This window comes from Catellatospora tritici (genome assembly GCF_019083965.1).
In the GTDB taxonomy this organism is placed as follows: domain Bacteria; phylum Actinomycetota; class Actinomycetes; order Mycobacteriales; family Micromonosporaceae; genus Catellatospora; species Catellatospora tritici.
Genome location: NZ_JAHRCY010000001.1, coordinates 715,675 through 732,511 on the forward strand (window position 1 = coordinate 715,675; position 16,837 = coordinate 732,511).

General features: G+C 71.6%; 13 protein-coding genes. 5 read left to right on the plus strand and 8 right to left on the minus strand.

All coding sequences use genetic code 11. The features are described from left to right. Nucleotides 1-152 precede the first annotated feature (152 nt). The gene (locus KUA19_RS03155; RefSeq protein WP_217394502.1) at nucleotides 153-1,556 is read right to left on the minus strand and encodes an NAD(P)H-quinone dehydrogenase; all 1,404 of its coding nucleotides are present in this window, start codon (nucleotides 1,554-1,556) and stop codon (nucleotides 153-155) included. A 169-nt stretch (nucleotides 1,557-1,725) separates the two neighbouring features. Between KUA19_RS03155 and KUA19_RS03160 the strand changes: the two genes are divergently transcribed. Next, a complete protein-coding gene (locus KUA19_RS03160) occupies nucleotides 1,726-2,181 on the plus strand; it encodes a gamma-glutamylcyclotransferase (protein WP_217394503.1) in 456 nt (151 codons plus the stop codon). Here the strand turns inward: KUA19_RS03160 and KUA19_RS03165 are convergent. Then, nucleotides 2,178-3,086: a GNAT family N-acetyltransferase gene (locus KUA19_RS03165; protein WP_308167298.1), complete on the minus strand. Its 909-nt coding sequence runs from the start codon at nucleotides 3,084-3,086 to the stop codon at nucleotides 2,178-2,180. The genes KUA19_RS03160 and KUA19_RS03165 overlap by 4 nt on opposite strands. 196 nt (nucleotides 3,087-3,282) lie before the next feature. After that, nucleotides 3,283-3,999, minus strand: a complete 717-nt coding sequence (locus KUA19_RS03170) for an SCO6745 family protein (protein WP_217394696.1) — start codon at nucleotides 3,997-3,999, stop codon at nucleotides 3,283-3,285. 192 nt (nucleotides 4,000-4,191) lie between these two features. Here KUA19_RS03170 and KUA19_RS03175 point away from each other — a divergent pair, with 192 nt between their 5' ends. After that, nucleotides 4,192-4,779, plus strand: a complete 588-nt coding sequence (locus KUA19_RS03175) for a 3'-5' exonuclease (RefSeq protein WP_217394504.1) — start codon at nucleotides 4,192-4,194, stop codon at nucleotides 4,777-4,779. Here KUA19_RS03175 and KUA19_RS03180 read toward each other — a convergent pair. Then, nucleotides 4,776-5,414: an MBL fold metallo-hydrolase gene (locus KUA19_RS03180; RefSeq protein WP_217394505.1), complete on the minus strand. Its 639-nt coding sequence runs from the start codon at nucleotides 5,412-5,414 to the stop codon at nucleotides 4,776-4,778. The two genes, KUA19_RS03175 and KUA19_RS03180, sit on opposite strands and share 4 nt — an antisense overlap. 67 nt (nucleotides 5,415-5,481) lie before the next feature. On the opposite strand from KUA19_RS03180, the gene KUA19_RS03185 reads away from it, so the two are divergent. Next, nucleotides 5,482-6,402, plus strand: coding sequence for a DUF4349 domain-containing protein (locus tag KUA19_RS03185; protein WP_217394506.1), 921 nt, complete (start codon nucleotides 5,482-5,484; stop codon nucleotides 6,400-6,402). A gap of 63 nt (nucleotides 6,403-6,465) precedes the next feature. On the opposite strand, the gene KUA19_RS03190 is transcribed toward KUA19_RS03185, so the two are convergent. The 3 genes from KUA19_RS03190 to KUA19_RS03200 form a co-directional block, all read right to left on the minus strand. After that, the gene (locus KUA19_RS03190) at nucleotides 6,466-7,755 is read right to left on the minus strand and encodes a mechanosensitive ion channel family protein (RefSeq protein ID WP_308167299.1); all 1,290 of its coding nucleotides are present in this window, start codon (nucleotides 7,753-7,755) and stop codon (nucleotides 6,466-6,468) included. A 134-nt stretch (nucleotides 7,756-7,889) separates the two neighbouring features. Next, the gene (locus tag KUA19_RS03195) at nucleotides 7,890-9,140 is read right to left on the minus strand and encodes an amidohydrolase (protein WP_308167300.1); all 1,251 of its coding nucleotides are present in this window, start codon (nucleotides 9,138-9,140) and stop codon (nucleotides 7,890-7,892) included. A gap of 332 nt (nucleotides 9,141-9,472) precedes the next feature. Continuing rightward, complete coding sequence (locus KUA19_RS03200; RefSeq protein WP_217394508.1) at nucleotides 9,473-11,038, minus strand: acyl-CoA mutase large subunit family protein; 1,566 nt, start codon at nucleotides 11,036-11,038, stop codon at nucleotides 9,473-9,475. A 175-nt stretch (nucleotides 11,039-11,213) separates the two neighbouring features. Between KUA19_RS03200 and KUA19_RS03205 the strand changes: the two genes are divergently transcribed. Then, complete coding sequence (locus KUA19_RS03205; protein ID WP_217394509.1) at nucleotides 11,214-13,046, plus strand: serine/threonine-protein kinase; 1,833 nt, start codon at nucleotides 11,214-11,216, stop codon at nucleotides 13,044-13,046. A 125-nt stretch (nucleotides 13,047-13,171) separates the two neighbouring features. Then, nucleotides 13,172-14,857: a phospho-sugar mutase gene (locus KUA19_RS03210; protein ID WP_217394510.1), complete on the plus strand. Its 1,686-nt coding sequence runs from the start codon at nucleotides 13,172-13,174 to the stop codon at nucleotides 14,855-14,857. Between the two features lie 90 nt (nucleotides 14,858-14,947). On the opposite strand, the gene KUA19_RS03215 is transcribed toward KUA19_RS03210, so the two are convergent. Continuing rightward, nucleotides 14,948-16,765: a DUF6311 domain-containing protein gene (locus tag KUA19_RS03215; RefSeq protein WP_217394511.1), complete on the minus strand. Its 1,818-nt coding sequence runs from the start codon at nucleotides 16,763-16,765 to the stop codon at nucleotides 14,948-14,950. Nucleotides 16,766-16,837: the final 72 nt, after the last annotated feature.

Genomic DNA, 16,837 nt, shown 5'->3' on the forward strand with positions numbered 1-16,837 from the left:
GGACACTCGCCGCGCGACGCGACGCGACGCGGCGCCCCAAGATCCGTGCAGTTTCCGGGAAAGTGCACGAATCTTGGGCGCCTTTTCGACAGTTTCCCCGAAACTGCACCCGATCACATCCCGGGCACGGCCCGGGTGGGGTACGGGGCGGGTTACTCGACGTCGTGGAGCATGAGTTGGCGGGCGGCCTCGGCGATGCTGCCGGACAGCGACGGGTAGATCGTGATCGTGTGAGCCAGCTGGTCCACCGTCATGTGGTTCTCCACCGCCATGGTCAGCGGCATGATCAGCTCGCTGGCACGCGGCGACACCACGACCCCGCCGACCACGATTCCGCTGGCCGGGCGGCAGAACAGCTTGATGAACCCGTCGTCGAGCCCGGCCATCTTGGCGCGCGCGTTGCCCGCCAGCGGCAGCATGACCTGCCGGGCCGGGGTCTTGCCGCTGTCCACGTCGGCCTGCGAGACGCCGACCGTGGCCAGCTCCGGGTCGGTGAACACGTTCGCCGCGACGGTACGCAGCCGCAGCGGCGCCACCGCCTCGCCCAGTGCGTGCCACATCGCGATCCGGCCCTGCATCGCCGCGACACTGGCCAGCGGCAGCACCCCGGTGCAGTCGCCGGCGGCGTAGATGCCGGGCACGTTGGTCCGCGACACCCGGTCGACGGCGACGTAGCCGCCGGGGGCGACGTTCACGCCGTACTCGGTGAGGCCGAGGTCGGCGGTGTTGGGGATGGAACCGACCGCCATCAGCGCGTGCGAACCGGTGACCATGCGCCCGTCGGACAGGGTGACCTCGACGGTGTCGCCGACCCGCTTGACCGCGTCGGCGCGGGAGTTGTTCAGGATGGTCATGCCCCGGGTGCGGAAGACGCGCTCGATCGCCATCGCGGCGTCGGCGTCCTCGTGCGGCATGACCCGGTCGCGCGAGGAGACCAGGGTGACCGGCACGCCCATGGCCAGGTACGCCGAGGCGAACTCGGCACCGGTGACGCCGGAGCCGATCACGATCAGGTGTTCGGGCAGCTTGGGCAGGTCGTAGACCTGGCGCCAGGTGAGGATGCGCTCGCCGTCGGGGACGGCGCTGGGCAGCCGACGCGGAGTGGCGCCGGTGGCGATGAGCACGGTCGAGGCGTCGACGGAGTATTCGGCGTCGCTGTCCTCGGGGCGCACGCGCACCCGGTGGGTGTGGCCGAGGGTGTCCTCGCCGAGCCGGGCCGTGCCGCGGACCAGGGTGACCCCGGCTTTGATCAGCTTGGCCTGGATGTCGCCGGACTGGGCCAGGGCCAGTCGCTTGACCCGGCTGTACACGACCGGGGCGTCGACGGTGATCGCCTCCAGGCCGTCGGAGTGGATGCCGAACTCCTCGGTGTCCCGGTATCCGGTGACCACGTCCGAGCTGGCGATGAAGGTCTTCGACGGGACGCAGTCGTGCAGCACGCAGGCGCCACCGGCGCCGTCGGCCTCCACCACGGTGACGTCCGCGTCGAGCTGTGCGGCGACCAGCGCCGCCTCGTATCCGGCGGGTCCGCCACCGATGATCACAATCCGGCTCACGGTGCCATTCTTCCCTACCCCGCAAACCGTCACGGTGTGGATGCGCCCTCCCGTGCGCGGGCGCACCAGCGACGAAAAGCGCTCACTGCGCGTGGCCGAAAAGATACCGAGGGCTCGACACGCACGGGCGTATTCTCAGCAAGCGCTCCGGGCGGCTATCGTCATCGCCGTGCGTCATTACGCAGCGTACGGCTCGAACCTGGACCCAGCCCGCATGCGGGCCTACTGTCCGCACTCTCCCATGGTCGGCATCGGCTGGCTGGAGGACTGGCGGCTGACCTTTGCCGGTGAGGACACCGTCGGCTGGGAGGGCGCGGTCACCACGATCGTCGAATCACCCGGCGACCGGGTCTTCGTCGCGCTGTACGACGTGCACCCATGGGACGAGGCCGCGCTCGACGAGGTCGAGGGCGCCAACGCGGGCACGTACGCCAAGCTGCACGTGCGCGTGGCGACCCTGGACGGCGAGCTGCTGGCCTGGGTCTACGTCTTCCGCGGGTACGAGGGCGGCCTGCCGACCGCCTGGTACCTGTCGGAGATCGCCAACGCGGCGGAGAAGGCGGGCGCCCCGGACGACTACGTCGCCGCGCTGCGCTCCCGTCCGACCCGCACGGTCCGCCCCTAGAGCTCCCGCTCGTAGACGTTGGCCTGGTACACCGGCCGCATGCCCACGCCGGTGTAGAGCCTGATCGCCTCGGTCGGGTTGGCCAGGTCCACGCCCAGACCCGCCCGGCGGCGACCGTTGGCCAGGTACCGGGCGAACGCGGCGGCCAGCAGCGTCCGGCCGACGCCCCGCTTGCGGTGCTCCCGCAGCACCGCCAGGTGCTTCACCCAGCCCTCGTCGCCGCCCTCGCCCGACTCGGCGGACTGCAGCACGCCCGCGATCCGGCCGTCCACCTCGGCCACGAACCACTCGTCCAGGCGCACCGGGTGCCCGTCGACGAACCGCTCACGCCAGCGCTGGTAGCCGCCCGGCTGGTAGTCGGGGGTGTCGCGGAACGCCGCGTCGAACACCTCGTAGAACTGCGGCAGGTCGCCCTCGGTCGCCGTGCGTACGGCCACCCCGGGGACCGGGTCGCCGACCGGGGCGGGCAGGTCGACACCCATCCGGGCGTACTGCTTGACGAAGCCGAACCCGGCCGCGGTGATCGAGTCGATCCACTCCCGCTCGGACGGGATCGACGCCGCGCGGATCGTGGTCGCGCCCCGTTGCCGGGCAGCCGCGACGGCGCGGGCCAGCAGCGGGCGCTGGGCGGGCAGGCCGCCTTCGGGGTGTACGTACACCTCGGCGAACTCGCGCCCGCCGCCGCTGCCCGGATCGAGGTACGCCCAGCCCGCGACGGCACCGTTCGGCGCGACCACGACCTCGCTGTACGGCCCGGTCAGGCCGTCGGCGACGTCCTCCAGGGTGAAGTCGGCGAAACCGATGGCGGTCATGTCGCTGGCGTGCACCAGGGCCAGCAGGTCACGCGCGTCCTCGGCAGTGGTGGGCCGCAACATCCAGCCGTCCGGCAGTCGATCGTCGCTCACGCCGCCATCCTGTCCGCCTACCCCACCAACCCACCAGCCGTTTTCTCCGTCACTCCCGTGCGCGGTCGACTTTCCCGGACAGACCCGGTCGCACCCCGATGTCGATCACGCTGCCAGGGTGGCGACACGCCGTCGAACCCGCCCATAAGTTCATGATCAACCGAGTGGGGGTGGGTGGGTGGGTGGGTGGGTGGGGTTAGCGGGGGAAGACGGTGGTGCGGGTGGTGCGGAGGAGGGTGACCAGGTCGGTGCGGTCGGGGGTGGGCAGGGCGGCGAGGGCCTGGCCCGCGATACGGTCGGCGACGGCGTCGGCCCAGGCGCGGCGGCGCAGCAGCGGGCCCACCGGCGGGTACGGCGGCTGCCAGCCGAACGCCACCGCCGCCGCCTCCCCCTCCGGCCCGGCGACCAGTGCCTGCACCGGGCTCAGCCCGGCCGCCCGCACCCCCAGCAGCAGCGCCCCGGCCCGGTGCTCGCGCAGCAGGTGCAGCGCCACGGCGGCGCGGGCGCCGGGGCCGTCGTCGGGCACCGGCATCGCCCGCCAGGCGGCGAACAACGGCAGGCCGGACGCGTCCGCGGCGAGCACCGTCTTCTCGGCCAACTCGACCAGCCGGTCGACCTTGGGGGCGTCGTCCAGGTGCTCCGACCCCCACCGGCAGCACTCGGCCAGCATGTGCGCGGCGACCTCACGCGGCGACAGGGCGCGCCGGGCCGCGTCCCACGCGTCCCGGACCGCCTCCGGGGCGATCAGGCCCAGCGCCGCGGCGACCGTGTCGGGGCGTACGTCGCCCAGTGCGCCGCCCCGTCCCGCCACGTAGCAGGCCCAGCCCGTGAGGCCGAGTTCGCGGGCGCGGCGCAGCGTACGCGGGCACTCCAGGAAGGCACCGCCCAGGCGGTTCACCGCTGGGGCGATCATCGCGGCGGTCTGCGTGGTGGTGGCGGTCGATGTCACATGTGGATTGTGCCGTGCCATACCACCGCCCGGCACCCGCGCACACCCCCGGGCGACAGGGCCTGTGGACAACCTGTCGCCTGTGGATAACTCGTCGGCCGAATCGCCCGCCGGACGTAACCTGAGGCGATTCTCGATCCCAGAAGGGGGCGCACCATGCGTCAGGACATGTACTTCTCGGCCGATGTGGAGGCCGACGGACCCATCCCGGGGCCGTACTCGATGGTGAGCGTGGGGCTGGCCGTGGCCGGGACCAGGGCACACACCTTCACCCGGGCCGATCCGACCGCGGCCACGTTCTACCGGGAGCTGCGGCCGATCAGCGACGACTTCGTGCCGGAGGCGATGGCGGTGTCGGGGCTGGACCGCGACGCGCTGGTGCGCGACGGAGCGGACCCGGCCACGGCGATGCGGGAGCTGAGCGAGTGGGTCAAGGAGACGGCCGCGGGCGCCAAACCGATCTTCGTGGCGTATCCGGCGAGCTTCGACTGGATGTTCGTCTACTGGTACCTGATCCGCTTCACCGGCGGCAGCGTGTTCGGCCACTCCGGCTGCCTGGACGTCAAGACCGCGTACGCGATCAAGGCCGACGTGCCGGTCGGCAAGGCCGTCAAGGGCCAGATGCCCAGGCACCTGCTCTCGCGCCGCCCGCACACGCACAACGCCCTCGACGACGCGATCGAGCAGGCCGACCTGTTCGCCAACGTGATGGAGTGGCAGCCCCAGCCGGAGGCGCGGCCCTAGACCTCCACCGTCGTCCCGGCGGCCAGGCGCGCGTAGTCGGCGCCGGAGCGCGCGGTCAGGTGGGCGTCGGTCAGCGCCAACCCCTGCTCGTTGTAGAGGCAGTCGTGCAGCGCGTAGGCCTGCTGCGGCTGGACCGCCCGGACGAAGTCGATCGACTCGCTGAGCTTGAGCCACGGCCCGGAGACCGGCACGAACAGCGTCCGCACGTTCGCGTCGGCGGGCACGTCGAACGAGTCCCCGGGGTGGTAGAGCGTCTCGTTGACCAGGAAGCCCAGGTTGGGCACGCGCGGGATGTCGGGATGGATCACGGCGTGCCAGCCGCCGTACGCCTTCACCAGCACGGTCGCGGCGGTGAAGGCGTGCCCGGAGGTCACCGGCACCGCGGCGCCCTCCCACTGCGCCGCGAACTTGTCCACCACGTCGGGGTGGGCGTAGATCTGCGCCGACGGCCGCTTGGCCAGCGCCTCGGCGAGCTGGTCGGCGTCGACATGGTCGGCGTGCTCGTGCGTGATCAGCACGGCGTCGACCCCGTCCAGCGCCTTCTCGGACTCACTCCACACGCCGGGATCGATCACCACGACCGCGTCGTCGTGCTCGATGCGCAGGCACGAGTGGGAGTACTTGGTGACGCGCATGGATGTCCACCCTTCCGATCCCCGACCGTAGTCCTACCGTGACCAGTCTGCCGGAACCTGAGGGGTCATGAGACACGTCCGCTCAGGCATGAAGAAGACGTTCCCAGTATTGACGCTGGTCGGCCTGCTCGCGCTCGCCGGATGCTCTTCGTCCGACACCGGCAGCGAGAAACCGGCCAGTAACGGCGAGGCGGCGCCGTACGCGCCCGGTGACGCGCGAGGCGCCCTCGACGCGGGTGGCAAGGCCACCGACGGCTACGCCGCGCCGCCCGAGGGCGTGACCGCCACCGGCGGCCCGGTCGAGGCCCGCTCGATCATCTATCGGGGCGACATCACGGTGCGGGTCGACAAAGTCAGCGAGGCCGCCGAACGGCTCAAGGCCCTGGTCGGCACCTCCGGGGGCTTCCTCGGCGCCGACAAGCGCACCGCCGACTCCGGGGAGGCGCAGGCGTGGCTCACCATCCGGGTGCCCGCCAAGGAGTTCTCCTCCGTGCTGGAGCAGGTGGCCAAGCTCGGCACCGAGGTCGGCCGCAACACCAACACCGAGGACGTGACCGAGGCGGTCGTCGACCTGGACACGCGCATCGCCGCGCAGAAGGCCAGCGTCGACTCGGTGCGCCGGATGTTCACCCAGGCCAAGACGCTGTCGGAGGTGGTGCTGCTGGAGAAGGAGCTCAGCAGCCGCCAGGCCGAACTCGCCTCGCTGGAGGCCAAGAAGCGCAACCTCGACAATCTGGTCAGCCTGTCGACCATCAACGTGGTGCTGATCGGCCCGCACGCGCCCGCGCCCGAACCGCCGAAGAAGAAGGCGCCCGGGTTCCTGGGCGGCCTGGAGACCGGCTGGGACGCGTTCGTGACCACGGTCCAGGTGGTGCTGGCGGTGCTGGGCTTCCTGCTGCCGTTCCTGGTGGCCCTGGCGATCCCGACCACCCTGCTCGTGCTGTGGCGCCGCCGCCGCCCCACTCCACCCGCTCCGCCCGCCGCCTAGCGAGGTAAGGAAGGGCACCTTCTTATCGTTTTCCGTATAAGAAGGGGCCCTTCTCAACGCTCGTCAGGAACGGCGGATCCGGTGCTCGTCGGCGACAGGCTCGTCCTCGTCGATCATGTCCAGGGCGACCTGCTCGTCGAGCACGGTCTCCTGCAGGGTCGGCTCGGGGTGCTCGGGGCCCGCGAAGGCGGTGCCCCGGGCCTGCCCGTCGTCGCTGCCCCCGAAGACCCGGTCGCCCTCGACGGGCTCGTCCGCGGTGGCGGAGGCGGACTGCTCCGGCCGGGCCGCGGCGGTGCCGGGCAGCCAGCGCCAGGAGGCGGGTTCGGCGGCGGCCACCTCGGCCCGGCGGCGAGGCAGGGCTTCGGGCTGGTGGTCGCGTACCCAGGCGATCAGGTGTTCGCGGACCAGGCAGCGCAGGTCCCACAGCCGCGGCGCGTCCCCGGCGCTCACCAGCGCCCGCAGCCGCACCAGGCCACCCACCGCGTCGGTCACCTGCAGCACGCACACCCGCCCGTCCCACAGGTCGCTGCTCTCGACCAGGCGGCGCAGCTCGTCGCGCAGCAGCGGCACCGGCGCGGTCCAGTCGACGTCGAACTCGACCGCCCCGAGCACCTCGGACTTGGTCCGGGTCCAGTTCTGGTACGGCTTGGTGGTGAAGTACGACGTCGGCAGGATCAGCCGCCGGTCGTCCCAGATCTGCAGCACCACATGGCTGAGCGTGATCTCCTCCACCCGGGCCCACTCGCCCTCGACCACCACCACGTCGTCGAGCCGGATCGCGTCGCTGAACGCCAACTGCAACCCGGCGATGACGTTGCCGAGCACGCTCTGCGCGGCCAGCGCCGCCACGATGCCGATCACGCCCGCGGAGGCGAGCAGGCTGGCTCCGACCGTACGGACCTGCGGGAACGTCATCAGCACCAGGCCCAGCGTGATCACCACGATGGCGGCGATGGTGACCCGGCGCAGCAGCAGGATCTGCGTACGCACCCGCCGGGCCTGCCGGTTGTCGGGCACGTCGATGCGGTAGCGCACCTCGATCGCGTCCTCGAGCGCCAGCAGCACCGTCGCGACCAGCCACGCCCCGGCCAGGATCACCCCGATGCCCATCAGGTGCAGCAGCTCGGGCTTCATCTCGAAGTCGAACCACAGCGGGGTGGCCTGCAGCGCTATCCGCAGCGCCAGCAGCGCCGCGAAGACCTGGAACGCCCGGTGCGCGTGGGAGGCGAGCTCGGCCATGACCGCGGAGCGGCGCCCGAGCCGCACCACGATCCGGTGGATCACTTCGACGGCGGCCAGCGCGAGCAGTGGCGCGGCGAGGACTATGGCGAGCGGCCAGGGAACATGTTGCACGGCGGGCTCCTTCCCAGCCCAGCCTCGCGCAAACCGTCAGGAAGGGCCCCTTCTTCTACGCAAAGCGAGCCGAGCTGCTGCGCGGCTCGCCGCGCGAGCCGACGAAGGTGCCCTTCCTGACCCTTAAACCTCGCTCAGAAGGAGGGCGACGCCAGAGCGGCGAGCGCGGTGTGCACCATCGTGCGGACGCCGTAGCCGATGGCGCGCTCATCGACGTCGAAGCGCGACTGGTGGATGTCGAGCACCTCGGTCGAGCCGGGCACGCCGGTGCCGAGGCGGATCATCGCGCCGGGCACGTGCTCCAGGTAGTACGCGAAGTCCTCGCCGCCCATGCTGATCTCGGCCTCGACGACACGCTCGGCGCCCAGGGCCGCGCCGGCGGCGCCCGCGACCACGGCCGCGGCCATCCGGTCGTTGATCACCGGTGGCACGCCGCGGATGTAGTTGACGTGCACGTCTGCCCCGGTTCCGGCCACCACGTCGTGAATGAGCTGGGTGACCAGATCGGGCGCCTCGCGCCAGGCGTCGCGGTTGAGGACCCGGATGGTGCCCTTGGCCGACCCCTCGTTCGGGATGGCGTTGGACGCCTCGCCCGCGCGGATCGCGCCGAAGACCAGCGACAGTCCGGCGCGCGGGTCGACCCGGCGGCCCAGCAGTCCGGGCACCTCGGTGACCACCTTGCCCAGCGCGTACACCAGGTCGGCGGTCAGGTGCGGGCGGGCGGTGTGGCCACCGCGGCCACTGAGCTTGACCTCGACCACGTCGCAGGCCGCGGTGAACGGCCCGGAACGGACCCCGACCAGCCCCACCGGCAGCTGCGGCGCGCAGTGCAGCGCGTAGATCGCGGCGACGTCCTTGAGCGCTCCAGCGGAGATCATGTCGGGCGCGCCCGAGCTGATCGACTCCTCCGCGGGCTGGAAGATCAGCCGGACCCGGCCGCCGATGCCGCCCTGCGCCTCCAGCTGCGCCAGCGCGAGCCCGACGCCGAGCAGCACCGTGGTGTGCACGTCATGGCCGCACGCGTGGGTGACGTTGGGCACGGTCGAGCGGTACGGCACGTCCTTGACGTCCTGCAGCGGCAGCGCGTCCAGGTCGGCACGCAGCGCGATGACGCGGTCTCCCTCGCCGATGTCGCACATCACACCGTTGCCCCGGGGCAGGAACTTCGGCTGCAGTCCGGCCGCGGACAGCTCCCGGGCGACCAGTGACGCGGTCTCGAACTCCTGGTGGGAGAGCTCCGGGTGCGCGTGAATATGACGTCGTACGGCGACGAGGTCGGCCCCCCGGGCGGCGAGCCAGCGGTCCAGCTGGCCGGGCAGGGGGTCGTCGTCAGGCACGAACGACGTCAATGAGCCGCCCTTGGGCAGCGTCAGCGCACTCGTCACGGCAGATTCTCGATCTCGGTCGATGGAAAAAACATCGTCAACCTTAGCCCCGGCATGGTGACTCTGCGCAACTGCTGTTCTAGTAGCAACGGCGTTGCACAGAGTCACGTTCGGGCAGGTAGCGCCCGTTCCGAGACTGTCTGGCGCATCAGTTGCATGCGTCTTCACCTCTAACAACGTGTGACGACGCGCCGGGAAACGCATCGGAAGAGACTCACATCACTCGTCGTGACCTGGTCGCACATCCGGTGCGGTGACGATGTACTTCTTACCTGCCGTTCACAATCGGCCGGGGTAACCCGGTGGGATTAGCCCGGCCGAAGGACGTTCGCTCAGAAGGTCTCGCGCGGCTGGTACACGCCCCAGACCTTGCGCAGGGTGTGGCAGACCTCGCCCACGGTGGCCCGCAGACGCAGCGCCTCACGCATCGGATAGAGCACGTTCTCGTTGCCCACGGCCGCCGCGCGCAGCTTGTCGAGAGCGGCCTCGACGGCGGCGGAGTCGCGCTCGGCGCGCAGCGTCGCCAGCCGGGCCGCCTGCGCCTGCTCGATCGTCGGGTCGACCCGCAGCGGCTCGTACGGCTCCTCGACGTCGACGGTGAACCGGTTGACCCCGACCACCACCCGCTCGCCGGAGTCGACCTCCAGCGCGACGCGGTACGCCGAGGACTCGATCTCTCGCTTCTGGAACCCCGCCTCGATCGCGTCGACCGCCGAGCCGTGCTCGAACACGCGCTTGATCAGCGCCTGGGCCTGCGCCTCGATCTCGTCGGTCATCGCCTCGACCACGTACGAGCCCGCGAACGGGTCCACGGTCGCGGTCAGGTCCGTCTCGTACGCCAGCACCTGCTGGGTACGCAGCGCGAGGCGGGCCGCCTTCTCGGTCGGCAGTGCGATGGCCTCGTCGTAGCTGTTGGTGTGCAGCGACTGCGTGCCGCCCAGCACCGCGCCCAGGCCCTGCACCGCGACCCGGACCAGGTTGACCTCGGGCTGCTGGGCGGTCAGCTGCACGCCCGCGGTCTGGGTGTGGAAGCGCAGCATCCACGACTTGGGGTCCTTGGCGCCGAACTCCTCGCGCATCACCTTCGCCCAGATGCGGCGGGCGGCGCGGAACTTCGCCACCTCCTCCAGCAGCGTGGTGCGGGCCACGAAGAAGAACGACAGCCGGGGCGCGAAGTCGTCCACGTTGAGGCCCGCGGCGATCGCGGCGCGGACGTACTCGATGCCGTCGGCCAGCGTGAACGCGATCTCCTGCACGGGCGTGGCACCGGCCTCGGCCATGTGGTAGCCGGAGATCGAGATGGTGTTCCACTTCGGGATCTCGGTGCGGCAGTAGGCGAACGTGTCGGCCACCAGCCGCAGCGACGGCTTGGGCGGGAAGATGTACGTCCCCCGGGCGATGTACTCCTTGAGGATGTCGTTCTGGATGGTGCCGTTCAGCCTGTCGCCCGGCACCCCCTGCTCCTCGGCGACCAACTGGTAGAGCAGCAGCAACACGCTGCCCGGCGCGTTGATCGTCATCGAGGTGGAGACCTTGTCCAGCGGGATGTCGCGGAACAGCACCCGCATGTCCTCGATCGAGTCGATCGCGACGCCGACCTTGCCGACCTCGCCGTGCGCGATCGGCTCGTCGGAGTCGTACCCCATCTGGGTGGGCAGGTCGAAGGCGACGGACAGGCCCATGGTGCCCGCGCCCAGCAGCTGGTGGTAGCGAGCGTTGGACTCGGCCGCCGTGCCGAACCCGGCGTACTGCCGCATGGTCCACGGGCGCGAGGTGTACATGGTCGGGTAGACGCCCCGGGTGAAGGGGTACTCACCCGGCCGCTCGCCACCCTCGGGCCCGTAGACGGGCTCGATCGGAAAACCGGACTCGGTGAGCCGCTTTGAACGCTCGTTCATACCGGCGATGTTAAGTGGGCGGGGTGCTCGCCGGGGTGAGGGATTGCGCACATCACGTACACCCTGCGTAATCCCATCGAGACTCGCTGGTGAATTTCGAGCACAGTGTGCGCCCTCGGCTTTCCCTTCCGCGCTCAGTGGGACAGGATAGGAGGGCGCGTGCGCTCATACCGAAATGACGAATCCCCTCTCCCTTGGCGGCTCAGCAGTGACCACCCATGCATCCACCTGGAGCGGCAGCCCCACCCCCGGCCGCGCGGCTCCGGGCACCGTCATCGGCGGGCGCTACTCGCTGCGCACCGCGATCGGACACGGCGGGATGGGCACCGTGTGGCGTGCCGCCGACACCGTGCTGCGGCGCGAGGTGGCGGTCAAGGAGGTCGTGCTGCCGCCGGGCCTGGCCGCCAGCGACGCCGCCTCGATGTACGAGCGCACCCTGCGTGAGGCCCGCGCCGCCGCCAGCCTGTCGCACCCCAGCGTGGTGCAGGTCTTCGACGTGGTCACCGAGAACGGCCGCCCCTGGATCGTGATGGAGCTGCTCGACGCCCGCGGCCTGGCCGACATGGTGATCGAGGACGGCCCGCTCGCCCCCCGCGCGGTCGCCAAGATCGGCATCGCGCTGCTCGGCGCACTGGAGGTCGCGCACGCCGCGGGCGTGCTGCACCGCGACGTCAAACCCGCCAACGTGCTGATCACCACCGACGGCCGCTGCGTGCTCACCGACTTCGGCGTGGCCAAGCTGCCGACCGACGTGCAGCTGACCACCCCCGGCATGGTGCTCGGCTCGCCGCACTTCATCTCCCCCGAGCGCGCGCTCGGCCACCGCTTCGGCCCGCCCAGCGACCTGTTCTCGCTCGGTGTGACCATGTACACCGCCGTCGAGGGCCGCCCGCCGTTCGACAAGGGCGACCCGCTGGCCACCATGCACGCCGTGGTCGAGGAGGAGCCGGTGCCGCCGCAGCGCTGCGGCCCCCTGCGCGACGTGCTCTACGGCCTGATGGAGAAGAACCCCGACCGCCGCTGGGACGTCGCGCGCGCCCGCGCCGAGCTGCGTGACCTGCTGGCCGGGCCGCTGGCGCAGAACCCGACCCCGCAGCACGTGACAGACCCGTACGCGGTGGTCGCGCCGCAGCCCGCCACCACCGCCTGGGTCCAGCAGCAGCAACCCGCCGCCCCGGCCAAGCCGATCGGCGGCCGGGCCCTGCTGCACACCGGCGAGACCCCGGCCAGCCGCGGCCCCGGCAGTCGCCGGGGTACGCCCGAGCCCTCGCCGCTCGACATACCGACCGGTGCGCACCCGGCCGCGGCACCGACCGGCGCCATGCGCACCGTGCCGCCCCGGACCACGCCGTCCGGCACCGGTTCGTCGGCGGCGGCCGGGCTGGTCGACCAGGTCAAGAACATGCCGAAGAAGCTGCGCCTGGCCGTCGGCGCCGGGCTGGCCGCCGCGGTGCTGCTGGCCACCGTCGCCTGGGCCGTGCTCGGCGGCGACGACGAGACGCCCCCGGTCGCCACCGGCAATGGCAGCCCCACCCCGAGCGCGGGCGCCTCCGCCCCGGTGCCCGAGGGCATGCAGCGGGTCACCTTCAAGGGCGTGACCGTGCTCGTCCCGGCGGGCTGGAAGGGCGTCAAGGCGGGCAGCTACATCGACTACCAGGACCCGAACGACAAGGAACGCTGGCTGCGCATCAACGTGTACGACGGACGCACGCCTCGCTCCGAGCTGACCGGTGCCGAGAACAGCTTCAAGACCAGCACCGGCAAGTGCCAGAAGGACAGCTACCAGCGGGTCTCGTTGACCGACGAGAAGCTGGGCGAGCTCGACGCGGCGCAGCTGGAGTTCCAGTGCACCCCGCCGAAGAAGGACCCGCGGCACGCGGTGTGGCGTATCGGACTGTCCGGCAAGACGGCCTACCACGTGTATCTGTCCACCTGGGAGAGTTCGTTCGCGCAGGACAAGACCGTGTTCGACGCCGCGGTCGGATCGTTCACTCTCGCCACGACCTGACGCTTTTGCTCGGCAAACGGGCGTTGCGCGTGTTATGAAACTCCGATGAGCGAGCAAAGCGAGCGAATCATGGGGCTCTGGGCGAAAGTGCCTCATGACGAAAACACGCGAAGCGGGGTTTCGTCATGAGCGACAACCTCGCCGAACTGGCCCGGAACTGGATCTCCGAGGACCCTGACCCCGACTCGCGCAAGGAGCTGCAACAGCTGCTCGACGCGCTGCCCGCGACCGAGGCCGAACTCGCCGACCGGTTCAGCGGCCCGCTCACCTTCGGCACCGCCGGGCTGCGCGGACCGCTGCGGGCGGGCCCCAACGGCATGAACCTGGCCGTGGTGCGCCAGGCCGCGGCCGGGCTGTGCGCCTGGCTCAGCCGCCACGAACCCGGCGAACTGCTGCTCATCGGGTACGACGCACGTCGCGGCTCGCACGAGTTCGCCAAGGAGACCGCCCGGGTCGCCACCGGTGCCGGACTGCGCGCGGCCCTGCTGCCCCGCCCCCTGCCCACCCCCGTGCTGGCGTACGCCGTGCGGCGCCTGTCCGCCGTCGCCGGGGTGATGGTCACCGCCTCGCACAACCCGCCGCAGGACAACGGGTACAAGGTCTATCTCGGCGAGCGGCTGGGCGGCGCGCTGGGCGCCGGGGCGCAGATCGTGCCGCCGGTCGACACCGAGATCGAGGCGGCGATCCGCGCGGTCGGCCCGCTGTCGCAGGTGCCGCTGGGCAACGACGGCGACGTGCTCGGCGAGTCCATCGTCGAGCAGTACGTCGCCGCCGCCGCGGGCGTGGTCAGCTCCGACGAGCCCAAGGAACTCGTGGTGGCGTACACGCCGCTGCACGGCGTCGGCGGCGCGGTGCTGCGCGCCGCGTTCGAGCGCGCCGGATTCAACGCCCCGGCCGTGGTCGCCGCGCAGGCCGAACCCGACGGCGCGTTCCCGACCGTGGCGTTCCCCAACCCGGAGGAGCCCGGCGCGATGGACCTGGTGTTCGCGCTGGCCCGCGACCGCAGCGCCGACATTGCCATCGCCAACGACCCCGACGCCGACCGGTGCGCGGTCGCCGTCCCGGTGCCGAACGGCAATGGCAACGGCAACGGCTGGCGCATGCTGCGCGGCGACGAGGTGGGGGTGCTGCTCGCCGACCACCTGATGCGCTCGGGGCGCGGCGGCACGTACGCGACGACCATCGTGTCGTCGTCGATGCTCAAGGCGATGGCGGCCAAGCACGGGCTCGGCTACAACGAGACGCTGACCGGGTTCAAGTGGATCGCGCGGGCCGCCGCCGACCTCGGCTACGGCTACGAGGAGGCGCTGGGCTACTGCGTCGCCCCGGACCTGGTCCGCGACAAGGACGGCATCACGGCGGCGCTGCTGGTGGCCGAGCTGGCCGCCGGGCTGAAGGCGGAGCTGCGTACGCTGCCCGACCGGCTCGACGAACTGGCCGCCGAGTACGGCCTGCACACCACCGACCAGCTCTCGGTACGGGTGGACGACCTGGCCGAGATCGAGCAGATGATGACGCACCTGCGCGCCAAACTGCCCGCGTCGCTGCTGGACGAGCCGGTGCTGTCGACCGAGGACCTGCTCGACCGCGAGGGGCCGCAGCGTTCCGACGTGGTGATCCTGCGTACCGACTCGGCCCGCGTGGTGGTGCGACCCTCGGGCACCGAGCCCAAGCTGAAGGCGTACCTGGAGGTGGTCGAGCCGGTGGTCGACGGCGACGTCGCCGCTGGCCGTGAGCGGGCTGCCGCGACGGTTCGGGCGCTGCGTACCGAGGTGGCCGCGGCGCTGGGCATCTGGTCCGTCAGTCCCTGACGCTCACCCCCGCTCCACGAGGTCACGAGGTAAGGAAGGGCCCCTTCTTTTCGCTTTACGTAGAAGAAGGGGCCCTTCTTAACTCTGCCCTTACCCCTGGGTGAGGGGGGTGACGGGCCAGACGGTGACGCCGCCGGTGTGCTCGCCAGGGCCGACGAGGTCGGTCACGAGGCGGCGCAGCACGTCGGCGCGGGGCTCGCCGTCGGGCAGCACCAGCGCTCCGGCCCGCCAGAAACGCAGGTCGGCCAGGAGGCCGTCGCGCAGGCGGCCGGTCACCCCGGGCACCTTCCCGCCCTCGGCGATGCTGGCGAACAGCAGGTCGGTCGGGCGCTGCGGCGGGCCGAACGCGGCCGTGCCGGGCTCCCGGCCAGGGCCGATGAAGTAGCCGCCGGGGAACGCGAACGGTTGACCGGACTGAGCCCACCAGCGCATGCCCTCGCTGTGCTTGGCGCTGGTCACCGGGACGGTGACCAGGGTGCGCCCGGGTGGGACGTACCGCCGCCAGGTGCCTTCGGCGATGAACTTCGGCACGGCCGGACCGCGTACGGTCAGCAGCGGCAGCGGCACCAGCGGCAGCAGCGCGAGCACCACCAGCGCGGCGCCCAGCCGCCGCGGGGCCAGCCCGCCGAGCCGCCGCGGCAGCGACTGCACCAGCTCCACGGTCAGCGCGAGCAGGGCGCCCAGCACCGGCAGCAGCACCAGGCCGAACCGCACCGGCACCACGGACTCCAGCAGCGGCAGCCCGCCGAGGGCCCGCCACAGTCCGGGCAGGGCGGTGCGCTCGCCCCCGGCGAACACCTGCCGCCCCAGCGCGAACACCGCGAAGACCGCGGCGGTGACCAGCAGCGCGCGTACCAGCACCCGGTGCCACAGCCGGGCCACGACCGCCAGCGCCAGCAGCGCCAGCAGCGGCCAGCCGAAGAAGGTGTTCTGCTCGGCGTCGTTGGGCGCGAGCACCTTGGTCAGGTCGGGGTTGCCGCCCAGCGACAGGCGCGGGAAGGCGGTGAAGCTGGCCAGGTCGGCGCCGAAGGCCGAGGCGCCGGGCGGCAGGCCGCGGAAGCTCTCCGGGCCGAAGAACTGCCGATACAGGGGGTACGCCAGCAGTACGCCGCCCACGGCCGCCGCCACCAGCGCGCCCCGCGCCACCGGCCGCAGTCCGGCCCGGCGGGCGTCGGCGTCGTACGCCGCGTACGCCGCGAGGAAGACCGCGCAGCCCAGCGCCGTGTAGAGCAGCACCTCCTCGTTGACGAAGGCCTGCACCACCACGAGGAGTCCGAGCACCGCGCCGTTGCGCGGTGAGCGGTCGGGCTCGCGCAGCCGCAGCGCCGCGTGGACCAGGAACGGCACCAGGAACTGCGCGGTCCAGTTCGGATGCCCGTTGGCCTGGCTGATCATGCCGGGGCCGAAGCCGCACAGCGCCCCGCCGATCGCCGCCGCCAGCGGGCTGGTGACCAGGTGGCGACGGAAGAACCAGAACCAGGCGCCGGCGGTACCGGCCAGACCCGCCACCACCAGCACGGTGAACGAGATTTGGGGACCCCACAGCAACGTGATCGGCGCCAGCGGCAGGCCGAGCCCGAGGATGACCGTGTTGGCCATCAGGTTCACGCCGTACGGCGCGTTCATGTCCACGGTGAGGAACGGGTCGGTGCCGCCCCGCAACACGCCGACGGCGTGCTGGAGCACGAACTGGAAGAAGACGTGGTCCTGGGGGTTGGCGACGAGCACCGCCCGTGACCCGTCATGCCACAGCCCGAATGTCACGAATACCGCCATGACCAGGTAGGCCGCTGCCGCGAGCACCCCGGCGCGGTGGACGCGGCGGGGTGCGGAAGGCCGGGCTCGGCGGTCGGGCGGGGCGGTCGGGCGGGGCGGGGCGTGCGGCGACTCCCGAATTTCGGTCTTCACGACGGTCGAATGTACGGCATTTATGTACTCTGTCCTGATTAGCCCTAGGCAAAATGGACATAGGCGAATAAT